Here is a 12,020-nt window from a genome sequence, read left to right as displayed (position 1 = left end):
GAATGAAGAAAAAGGAGGAAAATCCCCCTTTTTCTTCTGATTCCACCTTATATTCAGATTTGCAAGGCAATTCTAAATTTCATCAATTGACGGCTCTTTTCTCTTGCACCAGTTTCATGATGCAGCTTGCCAATGCATGCTTTTCCTTCTCATTCGCCACGGACCATAAATCGGCGAGAACCCGTTCTTGTTCATTTTTCGGGTCAACGTTTTTTGCCAGATATTCGCCGATTTGAACCGCTGTTTTTTCAATCGTGTTATTGGACATTCCTAAATTCTTTGCATTTTCCACTTGTTTGCCAAGGAATGATTTCCATTTTTCCCAGTTTTGTAGTAATTCCATATGTTCCCCTCCTTTTCGGTCTTAGTATGTTCAAGCAGCGTTAATTATATGTACCAACCGCCATTTAAACGGATAATTTGTCCTGTAACGTAATCTGCTTGACCACTAATGTAAAAGGAGACGAAATTCGCCACTTCTTCAGGCTCGCCGGGGCGGTGGAGGGGAATTTCATCATAAATGGCCTGTTTCTCTTGCTCCAGCAAATGTTGGTTCATATCCGTATCAATAAAGCCTGGCGCAATGGCATTCACCAAAATGCGTTGGCCGGCCGCTTCTTTTGCATAAGCTTTGACGAACGCATGCTGGGCCCCTTTTACGGTGGCATACACCGTTTCGTATGCAGCACCCGCTTCACCCCAAATGGACCCGATAAACATAATATAGCTGATCTCATTTTGGCGCAATTTTCTTGATAACAGTGCCACAAGGCGAATCGGATTTTGCACATGCTCTTTCCATAATTTGTCGATGATGCTGGCCGGTGTATCCTCAAGCAGTCCATAGTATGCCGTTCCACCGGCAAAAATCACCGCCTGTACAGAGAAAATTTGATTCGCCAGCTTCTCCGCCCCGCCATCAACGGAAAAATCCGCCTGCACCGGAATAAACTCCGATTCGGGATAAGCAACTGACAATTCCGTCAATAACTGGTCGATCTTTTTGCGTCCCCTGAAATAATGCAAATAAAGCGACCAGCCATCTTCAGCCAGACGCTTTACGATTGCACTGCCAATTGCACCGGAAGCTCCGATCACCAATGCAAATTTTTTCATTTCTGATTCCTACTTACCGGCAAAATTTTAAAGATTGTCTGCTGGGATTCCCCTTGAATAGATTGAAAAGCCTTTTTCACATCTTCCAATGTGATCTTTTCAATCACCGGAACCACATCAAATAAATTCATATCATTAAATTTATATCTTGTAAATTGATTCGCAATATATTCCAATGAATTTAATGCCCTTAGGAAAAAGCCGATTTTTTTGCGTTTAATCCGCCCGATGGAGTCTTCATTGAAAATTTCTTCTGCATGATTTACTGCATGCAAGATTTTTTCGGCGAGCTTATCAGGATCAGGCGAATCCGATCCGATCAAAGCAAATCCGAAACCTTTCTCCAACGTAAAATCATACGCGAAAGACTCGTCGATCAATCCGTTTTCATAAACATCCGTATAAAAGTCGGAAGCACGGCCAAACAGGCATTCGAGACCGATTTGGATGGCGAGTTCATTTTTGAGCATTTCGTCGCCGCTCAAATCGGTATTCTTCGCCTTGAGCCCGACATACACTTTCGGCTGCTGGACATCCATTTTGATTTCCCGTTCTTTGATCGCCACTTCCTGCGGTTCTTCTTCAAAGAAACGTTCGATTTTAGGAGCTTCTTTGAAAGATTTTTTATTTTGGTTTTCCTCGATAAAGTTTATCATCTCTTCCGGATCCACATTGCCGACGATAAAAAGGAGCATGTTGGAAGGATGATAGAAGGTATTGTAGCAAGTATATAAATGTTCCGCAGTAATTTGATTGATCGATTCAATTGTTCCGGCGATATCGATTTTCACAGGGTGATTATGGTACATGTTTTCGATCGTTCCAAAATAAAGACGCCAATCAGGCTGATCATCGTACATTGTAATTTCCTGGCCGATAATCCCTTTTTCTTTTTCGACCGTTTTTTCGGTGAAATACGGTTCTTGCACAAAATCCAAAAGGGTTTCCGTATTTTCAAAAATATGTTCCGTAGCCGAAAATAAATATGCCGTTCTTGTGAAGGATGTAAACGCATTGGCGGAAGCCCCGTTTTCACTGAACTTCTGGAATACGTCGCCCTCTTCCTTTTCAAACATTTTATGTTCCAGGAAATGGGCAATCCCGTCCGGAACAGTGATCGGTTCTTTCCCGCCAATCGGTGTGAAGGTCCGGTCAACGGAACCGTATTTTGTTGTAAATGTCACGAAAGTTTTTGAAAACCCTTTTTTCGGCAAAATATATACGTCAAGCCCATTTGCAAGTTTTTTGTAATATAATGTTTCATCCAACTGCTGAAATTCGATCTTTTCCATTATTCCGCCTCCTTTCCGCAGAGGAAGTAGGTCGCTTCATGTTTGAGAAGTGATGCCATTTCCTGCAAATCTTCCTTCGTCACTTTATGCCAACGTTCCTTCCATAAATCCACGGAAAATTCTTCATCGAGATCTTTATATTGGTCGAAAATGTCAATTTGACCTCGCGGCAAATCCAATGCTTCACGCAAATGGTTCACAAGCATCGCCCGCGTTTGATTTAGTTCCAAATCTGTAACATTGCCTTTTTTTATTTCTTCCAGTTGCTCAAAGATGATATCTGTCGCTTTTTTCTCGTTTTTCGGTTCAATTCCGGATATCACATAAAGAAGTCCGTAATGTGGGGCATAAGAACTGGAAACGTAATAACATAAACTTTCCCACTCACGGACATTCATAAATAATTTCGAATGGGCATATCCGCCAAAAACACCGTTGAAAACTTGCATTTTCGGAAAGTCCGGATCTCCGAATCTCACCGGTGTACTAAAGCCCATATGCAATTTCCCTTGTTTCATATCTTGATATTCCTTCACGTAATCCTTTGCCGGTTTTGAATCTTCATTGACAGCCGGCGTCTGAGGTGTCCGATCTTTAAATGGGAACGCTTTTCGAATCTTTTCCCGCATTGCCTCTACATCGATATCCCCTGCAACATAAATATCAATTTTATCGTTATTGATCATCGAATAATAGGCTTCCGTCAGCGATTCCGGATTCACTTCCTTCACGGTTTCAATCGTTCCGCTTGCAGGAATGGAGGCAGGATGGTTCGGACGCAAAATCTGCGTCAGACGTTGTTGAGCGTAGCGTGTTTTATCGTCAAAAACGGATTCGATGCGTTGAATGACCATTTGCTTTTCCCTCTCAACGATGGAAGGGACGAATTGCCCGTTCTCGAAATTCGGTTGAAAAATCACTGTTTGCAATAAATCAATCACATCATTTAAAACGGGATGATTCGATAAATATTGGTCATTTACGGTTTCGACGTTCAAAACTACGGTATGTTCCCCTCCGCGTTTGGATACGTCAAAATAAAGCATCGTTCCGTACAAGTCATCCAAATGGCTTCGGAATTCCGCAGATTTTTTGAATTTCTCATTGCTGTGCTGCAAAACATTTGAAAGCACAGCCCGCTCAGCTGCAGCTTTTGTCGTTAATGGCGCCCGCCATTTAAATGAGAAATTCACCGTTTTAAATTGTGTTGTTTTTCTGATATGCAGTGAAACGCCTTCCGCCAATTTCGTTGTCTGAAACAAAAAAATTCCTCCTGACTACCAATATTATACATGGCTTTATTAAATAATTTTCTCAAACGGCAAATATATTATTCAAAATTACGCTAACCGCTAATACTACTATACATGGAATAAAATAGTTTATGTGCAACATTTTTATTTTAATAGAAAATTTTCCGGAAAGCATCAAAAAGAACTCGAATTATGATTGCATCAAGTCTCAGGCGCATCTTCCACCGCGTTTCAATCCTTTCAATCGGAATCGCTCCAAATCCGCTTATCACGAAGTATTCATATTGGATTGCAAAGAACAATGGCCTTTTAAAATTCAATAGGGAATTTGTTCTAACTTTGAGAATGTAATGAAACCAAACAAAGAAGCTGCCTGGAAAGTTTATTTTTCCAGACAGCTCTTTTATTATTCTTGGAAATTGGAAATCAACACTTGTCTTGGACGGCTTCCATCAGGGGGGCCGACGACGCCGCGGGCTTCCATTTGATCGATGATTCTCGCCGCACGGGAATATCCGATCCGGAAGCGCCGCTGCAGCATGGAAATGGACGCTGATTGCATTTCCACCACCAATTTTACCGCTTCGTCATATAATTCATCGGTTTCCTCTTCGAAGGCCTTTTCCGGTTCGTCTGTTGGAATCATTGCCTCATCATACTGGGCTTTTTGCTGGGAAATGACGTAATCCACAACGGCCTGCACTTCCTCGTCGGAAACAAATGCCCCTTGGACGCGGATCGGTTTGGATGTACCCGCAGGCATAAACAGCATATCTCCCCGTCCCAACAGGCGCTCAGCTCCCCCCATATCGAGAATGGTGCGGGAATCGACTGCGCTCGATACGGCAAAGGCAATACGGGATGGGATATTCGCCTTAATGACGCCGGTTATGACGTCAACGGATGGTCTTTGTGTGGCGATAATCAGATGGATTCCGGCCGCCCGGGCCATTTGGGCCAACCTTGTAATGGCATCTTCCACATCGTGGGATGCCACCATCATCAAATCCGCCAGCTCATCAATGATCACCACGATATAAGGCAGCTTTGGCAGCTGCTCTTCATTTTCTTTATTGTAGCGATCGACATATTTATTATAGCCCCTGATATTCCGGGTTCCCGTATGGGAGAACAAATCGTAGCGTCTCTCCATTTCGCTGACGACTTTTTGGAGCGCCTGGGATGCCTTTTTCGGATCGGTAACAACCGGTGCAAGCAGATGAGGAATCCCGTTATAAACGCTGAGTTCAACCATTTTCGGGTCGATTAACATCATTTTGACTTCATGGGGTTTGGCCCTCATTAAAATGGACAGAATGATTGCATTGATGCATACGCTTTTTCCGCTGCCGGTCGACCCGGCGACAAGCAAGTGAGGCATCTTATCCAGTTCGGCCAATATCGCCTGACCCGCGATATCCCGTCCAAATCCAATCAGAAGCTTCGAATCCGGCTTGTTATTTTCCTTCGATTCCAGCACTTCCCTTAAGGTCACTACGGCAATTTCGCTGTTCGGCACTTCGATTCCGATGGCCGATTTCCCCGGAATCGGCGCCTCCATCCGAATGTCTTTTGCCGCAAGGGCAAGGGCCAAATCATCCTGCAAATTGACAATTTTGCTCACTTTCACCCCGACATCCGGCATGACCTCATATTTCGTAACGGCCGGCCCCAGATGAACCTGTACAACTTTCGCTTTTACGCCAAAGCTCAAAAGGGTTTGCTCCAGCTTTTTCGCGTTCGCTTGAATAATCGAATATTCCCCGCTTTGATCGTGCTCCGGCGGGACATTTAACAGACTCATTGGGGGCAAGCGATAATCTTCATTTTCCACATTTTTTTCAACCGATTGCTGGATCGTTTCTTCAATCGTTTCTTCATCCTCTTCTTCCTGCTCTCCGCCGGATTTTTGGATGTTTTGCGTAAAGTCTGAAATAATCGGTTCATGCTCCATATCGTCATCTTCCATCATTGAAAGAGGAACCGGTTCTTCATCCGCGACGGCCATTTCATTAAAGACCGTTTGTTCTTCGGATTTTGCTCGTTTTTTATCCTCATCGTCCTTATTGAGAGAACGTCGCTTCCGTTGTTTCTTTCTCGGTATTTTTATTTTTATGCTCGGGATTTTTTCTGCAATCACCGGAACAAGCGCCTTTCCTGTCACCAGGATGCCCCCGATGAAGAACAGTAATACAGAAATCACCCGGGTCCCTGTTGATCCGAATAAAATGTGGAACATGCTGAAAAGCAGGGCCCCGATAAATCCACCGCCCAATGCGTTGCTTCTATGCAAAATCCCCTCATCGGTTATCATGATGCGCCAAGTTTCTTTCAGAACAGAATTCGATTCCAGCGCATCTTGTTTATATAATTCTTCGATCAGAACGCTATGGCTGAAGATTGATAAACTGAGAATAATAATGACCGTTCCAAGTACAATCCGGTCGGTAAAAGGAATTTTTTCACGCTTCACCATCAACATAATGGCAAATACAACGAGAAATGTCGGCACGGCAAAGAATAAATTCCCAAGTAAGAACATCGAGATGTTTTGCACTGTTTTGCCAACAAAACCATATTCAAAAAAGATGACAATTGCAAAACCGATCAAAATTAATCCAATGATTTCGAAATATAGGAGAGACATGCCGGATTTGGCTTTCGTTTTCGCTCTCGCTCTCGTTTTCTTCTTTGCCATATGGTTTCACCTACTTTTCAAACAACAATCAACAGTATGAGAAACAGGATTTCCTTTACCGCCTGGCGGTGAAGAAAATCCTGTCCGCTTTAGTAATTTTAATATTCCATAATAATTGGAATTATCATTGGTCGACGTTTCGTTTTTTGGAACAAATATGCGCTGAGCGTTTCCCGGATTTCCTGTTTAATATTCGTCCATTCATAAGCTTCTTTATTGACGTATTTTTCAATGCATTCCCGGGCAAGCTTCGTCGCCTCCGAAATCAATTCTTCCGATTCCCGGACATAAACGAAGCCGCGGGAAATGATTTCCGGACCGGAAGCGATTCGCTTCTGGGAGCGGTTCAGTGTTACAACGACAATAAAGATGCCGTCCTGGGACAATAATTTTCGATCCCTTAACACGATGTTGCCGACATCGCCAACGCCGCTTCCGTCGATCAGGACATTGCCTGCCTGCACTTTTCCGCTTATGCGCATTTTTCCATTCCGATATTCTACAACATCGCCTTTGTCCGCAATAAAAATTCGAGATTTATCGATTCCCACTTGTTGTGCCAATTTGGAATGGGCGATCAACATCCGGTATTCGCCTTGGATCGGGATAAAGTATTTTGGTTTCATTAAGTTTAACATGAGTTTTAAATCTTCTTGGCTGCCATGTCCGGAAACATGGACCTTTTTATCGGCCGTCAACACCGTTGCACCGGCCTTGGCAAGATTATTCATCGCATTGGCCATTTGTACTTCCATTCCCGGCGACGGTGTAAAAGTAATCAGCACGGTATCCGTGTCTTTGATGCGAAGATCGCGATGTTGTTTTCGGACGATTTTATCAAGGGCATCGAGAGGCTCCCCTTGATTGCTTGTAACGATGATGATCAATTCATCGTCGTTATATTTATTGATTTCTGTGATCGGAATTAACGTATCTTCATCAATCGTTAAATACCCAAGTTTCACGCCGATATCGATGACTTTTTCAAGACTCTTTCCGACGATAGCCACTTTCCGGTTGGATTTTTGCGCCTGATTGAACACTTGTTGAATGCGGATAAAGTTGGATGCATATACTGCAACAATAATGCGGGCAGGAGATGAATGGAAGACTTTCGCCAATTTATCTTCGATCACCGTTTCACTGGTCGTATAGCCAGGCCGCTCCGCTTCCGTCGATTCGGAAAGGAGAATAAATACCCCCTCCTCGCCCAATTGCGCCATTTTTGCAAGGTCCGGCTTGAATTTTCCTTCTGCCGATTGGTCAAATTTGAACTCGCCGGTAAACACAATTGCTCCTTCCGAAGTATGGAACACGATTCCAAGCGAATCCGGAATACTGTGTGTTGTATGGAAGAAAGTCACATAGGTTGATTGGAAATTCATCCGGCTCTTGTTTGTCACTTCAAAGAATTTCACTTGATGCGGTGCAGGCAATTCCTTCAAATGTTCTTTTGCCAGGGCAATTGTCAATTTCGATCCGTACACAGGCGCATTAATTTTTTGCAGTACATAGGCAATGGAACCGATGGCATCTTCGTGGCCATGGGTGAGGAAAATGCCTTTAACCCGCTCTTTGTTTTCCACCAAGTAAGTAAAATCCGGAATGACGATGTCAATACCAAGCATCTCATCTTCCGGGAACATTAATCCGCTATCGACAATAAAGAGCTCGCCATCGATTTCTATGACGTACATTGCTTTACCGATTTCTCCCACTCCTCCCAGTGGGATAATACGAATTACTTCATTTTTTGTTTTAATCACATTCTTTCCTCCTAATTTTTATCCCGAACGCACAACCATTTAATTATCATTATACGTTGAGATTCCAGGAAGTACAAATAAAAAATGGTATTTCAACGCTTTTAAAATAAAAAAAGGCCTTGCACCCAAACAATTCATGATGAATTGTTCGGGCAACAGGCCATCACAGTTTTTGCTTCACTTGTTCCCAAACCCGGTCGAATTGGCGTTTCTCGTCATCTGTCATTTCCACCAACGGCAAACGGACTTTTTCTATATGAAAACCGACTTTGCCAAGCGCATACTTGATTGGGACCGGATTCGGACTTTTAAAAAGTTGTTTAAATAGGGGCAGAAGAGTCTGATGGATTTTCGCCGCAACATCGTGTCTGCCTTCTTCAAAAGCGCGGATCATTGCCTGCATCTCTTTTCCGACAACATGGGAGGCAACAGAGATGACACCCCGTCCTCCGATTGCCAGCAAAGGCAGCGTCAATGCATCGTCGCCGCTGTATACCAGAAAATCATCATCTGTATTTGCCAATATTTCAGCCATTTGATCTAAATTTCCACTTGCTTCTTTTACGACTTGGATATTAGGTATTTTGCTCAATGCAATCGTTGTGGCTGCTTCAATATTCGAACTTGTGCGCCCCGGTACATTGTAGAGGACAATTGGCAAAACCGTTTCTTTTGCTACTGCCTCGAAATGCGCATAAAGTCCCCTTTGGTTGGGTTTGTTGTAGTAGGGAGCTACCAGCATGACCCCGTCCACGCCGAGGCCCTCCACTTTTTTCGTCAGCTCAATGGTTTCTTTCGTATCGTAAGATCCCGTTCCTGCGATGACAGGAACCCGTTTATTCACTTTTTCAACAGTAAACCGGATAAGTTCAAGTTTCTCTTCCTTTGACAATGTAGGCGATTCGCCTGTTGTTCCGCAGACGACGATCGAATCGGTTCCGTTTGCCAGCAAATGCTCTATCAATTTCCCGGCCGTTTCAAAATCGATTCCGCCATCATCGCGAAACGGCGTTACCATGGCAGTAGCGATCCTACCTAAATCCAAATCTAACACCCCTTAAAGTAAGTTATCCTCAATCATTGCCTCGGCGATTTGGATTGAATTCAAGGCAGCACCTTTCAATAGGTTATCCGCAACAATCCATAAATGGAAGCCGTTTGGTTGGAACAAGTCTTTACGGATTCTTCCTACATATACCGGGTCTTCTCCGTCCACAAAAATAGGCATCGGATAATCCTGGTTGTGAATATCATCCTGCAATACAACACCAGGTGCGTTTTTCAAAATATTAAAGATGTCTTGTACATTTGCTTCTTTTTCTGTTTCGATATACACAGATTCAGAATGCCCGATGACAACCGGTACCCTCACACAAGTTGCCGCTACTGGCAAATCAGGCAAGTGCATGATTTTTTTCGTTTCGTTAATCATTTTCATTTCTTCTTTTGTAAAGCCGTTTTCTGTAAACACATCGATTTGAGGAATGACATTGCGCGCGATTGGATAATGTTTTGGTTCCGACTTGACAGGCAATACTTTTGCCTCTACATCTTTTCCTTTTTCCCATTCTCCGCTTTGTACGCGAAGTTCTTCAATAGCGGACATTCCTGCACCTGAAACCGCCTGGTAAGTGGAAACGATTACCCGTTTTAGCCCCAATTGATCATGAATTGGTTTTAATGCCACAACCATCTGGATTGTTGAACAGTTCGGATTGGCAATGATTCCATTATGTTTTTTCAAATCTTCGCGGTTGACTTCAGGGACCACCAATGGCACATCCGGATCCATGCGGAAATGGCTCGTATTATCAATGACTACAGTGCCACGTTTTACCGCTTCAGGAGCGAGTTTTGCGGAAACGGAGCCCCCGGCCGAAAAGAGGGCTACATCAACCCCTTCAAACGCTTCCGGCGTCGCTTCTTCTATTTTGTAAGTCTTTCCTCCGAAATCAATTTCTTTCCCCGCTGAACGGGCAGATGCCAAAAATTTTATATCTTTAATTGGAAATTTTCTTTTAAGTAATTGTTCTTTCATTTTAGTACCGACTGCACCTGTTGCACCTACAATCGCTACCGTATATTGTTTTGCCATTACACAAATCTCCTCCCAATGATTACGAAATAAACTTCATATAATGATGAAAATTTTATCATAATTTTACTGAATTGTGTGATAAAAATTAATTTTCTTTATGGTATTGAATAAATAACGGCTGAAGCTGCTTTTTGTAGTGAATTGCATGCACGACCGTGTCCACCATTTTTGAAAAGTCCGCAATTAAGGAAGTAGGTTTATTGAATGGGTCATCTTGGCCGAAAGGAATGAAGTAAATATTTTTTGAGTTCAATAATTTCATGATATTGACGCCGTTTAAGCCGAGGGCATCATTTGTGGAAATTCCGATGACGACGGGATTTCCGTTTCTTAAAGTCGCTTTTGCCGCCATTAACACGGGGCTGTCTGTGGCAGCATTGGCAAATTTGCTGATGGAGTTTCCAGTCATCGGCGCAATGACCATGCAATCAAGGGGATTTTTCGGCCCGAATGGTTCTGCTTCCACAATCGTCGATACAACTTTATTTCCCGCCAATTCCTCAATTTTTTTCACCCACTCTTCCCCGGAACCGAAACGAGTGACCGCTGTCAGCACCGAGTGGGTCACAATCGGAATGACCTCTGCTCCGGCTTTGCGGAGATCGGTGATTTTCGGAACGACATCTTCATATGTGCAATGGGATGCAGTGATGCCAAGCCCAATTTTTTTACCTTTCAGCAAGATTTTCTCCTCCTTAATTGTCCCACAATCGAATTATATAAAATGTTTGCCGCGTCATTCGGGAAAAATTTCCCCGGCAGCGCCGGCAATAATTCGTAATTATCCCGTTCAACCCCATCCTGCAAACAACCAGGATAGGAGGCCAAATCATAAACCGGCATGCGAATTTGTTCATTCATACCGCTATCCAGCCATTTTGCAGGAATCGTATTGATAAAATAATCCGCCTTGATTTCCCCCAAATCCGCCAAATAGGACACTTCATAGCGGAAAGCTTTTGCCTCGTTTAATTGCACATCGCTCCTTACGGCAATCACGACTTCGGCGCCTATGCTTCTCAACAAGTGGCCAAGCGTTTTCGCTACCCGGCCAAAACCGGTAATAATGAACCGTTTTCCCGAAATGGCCTGTTTCGTCTGATAAAAGGTCGCGACAAAGGCTTCAGCCGTCAACAGCGCATTTTGCCAAATAAATTCTTCATCTTCCAGATAATAGTAAACTGTGTTGTCTTTTATAATTTCTTTCCATTCGCTGTTTGTCTTTCCGCAAAAAACAATGGCATCGTTTAAACCCAATACGGCTGGCGCCTCGATTTTCAATGGCTGGATTGGGAGCACAATATAGTCCGGCCGTTCCGAAAGCGCGAGCTGGTTCAGCTCATGGTCCCAGGCCGTCCTGCTTTTGTAAAATACCGTCCGTTCAGGGCCGCTCAACTTCTTAGCAAGTATCTTTAATCGGGCATCTGTTCCAATGACAAGCCATTTTTCGTTTTTCATCCGTCATAATGCCTTCTTGTATTGAATGCTTTGCGAAACAAAATCCGATCTTCCCCAATCAAATAGATTTCTTCCCAAGGGATAAATAAAGACGCGCTTTTTTTTCGGTGAAAGGGCATACGGGAAGGTTCAATTAGTTCGAAACCCAAAATTTTTCCTGTTTTTGGATCAAAAATGCATTCCGTCTCGGATAAATAGCCGTAGCGAATCCCATTTTCCATTTCAATCAACTCTTTTTCGGCAAGCTCCGATAATAGCATCCATTCCCTCCTCTAAGAGCCTATTAGTACTATATGCATTGAAAATCCGTTAGGTGCCCATATCGTTCTAAAACTTTTG

The 12,020-nt window shown here is 43.3% G+C and carries 11 protein-coding genes; all 11 read right to left on the bottom strand.

The window, feature by feature from the left end:
* Positions 1-82: 82 nt before the first annotated feature.
* A complete protein-coding gene (locus tag NST62_RS04205) occupies positions 83-343 on the bottom strand; it encodes a DUF3243 domain-containing protein (RefSeq protein ID WP_141601054.1) in 261 nt (86 codons plus the stop codon).
* Positions 344-387: 44 nt separating this feature from the next.
* On the bottom strand, positions 388-1,116 hold the full coding sequence (locus NST62_RS04200; protein ID WP_141601055.1) for an SDR family oxidoreductase: 729 nt from the start codon (positions 1,114-1,116) through the stop codon (positions 388-390).
* The gene (locus NST62_RS04195) at positions 1,113-2,408 is read right to left on the bottom strand and encodes a pitrilysin family protein (protein ID WP_141601056.1); all 1,296 of its coding nucleotides are present in this window, start codon (positions 2,406-2,408) and stop codon (positions 1,113-1,115) included. Before NST62_RS04195 ends, NST62_RS04200 begins: the two co-directional genes overlap by 4 nt.
* The gene (locus NST62_RS04190) at positions 2,408-3,670 is read right to left on the bottom strand and encodes a pitrilysin family protein (protein ID WP_328215095.1); all 1,263 of its coding nucleotides are present in this window, start codon (positions 3,668-3,670) and stop codon (positions 2,408-2,410) included. The genes NST62_RS04195 and NST62_RS04190 overlap by 1 nt, the downstream gene beginning before the upstream one ends.
* Positions 3,671-4,067: 397 nt before the next feature.
* A complete protein-coding gene (locus NST62_RS04185) occupies positions 4,068-6,359 on the bottom strand; it encodes a DNA translocase FtsK (RefSeq protein ID WP_141601619.1) in 2,292 nt (763 codons plus the stop codon).
* A gap of 98 nt (positions 6,360-6,457) precedes the next feature.
* Entirely contained in the window at positions 6,458-8,125 is a 1,668-nt protein-coding gene (locus NST62_RS04180) for a ribonuclease J (protein WP_342463163.1), read from the bottom strand.
* Between the two features lie 163 nt (positions 8,126-8,288).
* Positions 8,289-9,170 (bottom strand): 4-hydroxy-tetrahydrodipicolinate synthase, encoded by an 882-nt coding sequence (gene dapA / locus NST62_RS04175; RefSeq protein WP_141601617.1) that lies wholly within the window; start codon positions 9,168-9,170, stop codon positions 8,289-8,291.
* A gap of 12 nt (positions 9,171-9,182) precedes the next feature.
* Positions 9,183-10,220, bottom strand: coding sequence for an aspartate-semialdehyde dehydrogenase (locus tag NST62_RS04170; protein ID WP_141601616.1), 1,038 nt, complete (start codon positions 10,218-10,220; stop codon positions 9,183-9,185).
* 88 nt (positions 10,221-10,308) lie between these two features.
* A complete protein-coding gene (locus NST62_RS04165; protein WP_141601615.1) occupies positions 10,309-10,905 on the bottom strand; it encodes a dipicolinate synthase subunit B in 597 nt (198 codons plus the stop codon).
* A complete protein-coding gene (locus NST62_RS04160) occupies positions 10,899-11,681 on the bottom strand; it encodes a dipicolinate synthase subunit A (RefSeq protein WP_141601614.1) in 783 nt (260 codons plus the stop codon). The genes NST62_RS04165 and NST62_RS04160 overlap by 7 nt, the downstream gene beginning before the upstream one ends.
* On the bottom strand, positions 11,678-11,941 hold the full coding sequence (locus NST62_RS04155; protein ID WP_141601613.1) for a YlmC/YmxH family sporulation protein: 264 nt from the start codon (positions 11,939-11,941) through the stop codon (positions 11,678-11,680). Before NST62_RS04155 ends, NST62_RS04160 begins: the two co-directional genes overlap by 4 nt.
* Between the last annotated feature and the right edge of the window lie 79 nt (positions 11,942-12,020).

The organism is Ureibacillus sp. FSL K6-8385 (assembly GCF_038593155.1).
Taxonomy (GTDB): Bacteria; Bacillota; Bacilli; order Bacillales_A; family Planococcaceae; genus Ureibacillus; species Ureibacillus terrenus.
Note: the sequence above shows the minus strand (reverse complement) of the source record. Positions and strands in the feature narration are given on the sequence as shown.